Below are 249 nucleotides of genomic sequence, written 5' to 3'. Positions count from 1 at the left end.
TTTTCTTTTTGGTATTTTTCGATTTCTGCCACTAAATCAGCAGGAAACTTAATTAATTTTGAAATACGTTCCATACTACTTCACTTCCATTTCGGTATATACTTATGTTTGGTATGTAATGAGTATATACTAAAAGGAGTGAAATCAATGTTAGTTAACAAAGTGTATAAGTTTCGTATCTATCCAAACAAGGGGCAAGAAATTCTAATTGCAAAAACAATCGGTTGTTCACGTTTTGTATTCAATCAT

1 protein-coding gene is annotated in these 249 nt (G+C 30.1%); it reads left to right on the top strand.

What is annotated here, in order from left to right:
* Window positions 1-147: 147 nt before the first annotated feature.
* Window positions 148-249: helix-turn-helix domain-containing protein (locus MR059_RS21650; protein WP_242162037.1), on the top strand; the 102-nt coding region annotated here is incomplete at its 3' end.

This window comes from Bacillus cereus group sp. BfR-BA-01522, from assembly GCF_022662635.1.
In the GTDB taxonomy this organism is placed as follows: domain Bacteria; phylum Bacillota; class Bacilli; order Bacillales; family Bacillaceae_G; genus Bacillus_A; species Bacillus_A cytotoxicus.
This window is presented reverse-complemented; position numbering and strand designations above follow the sequence as displayed.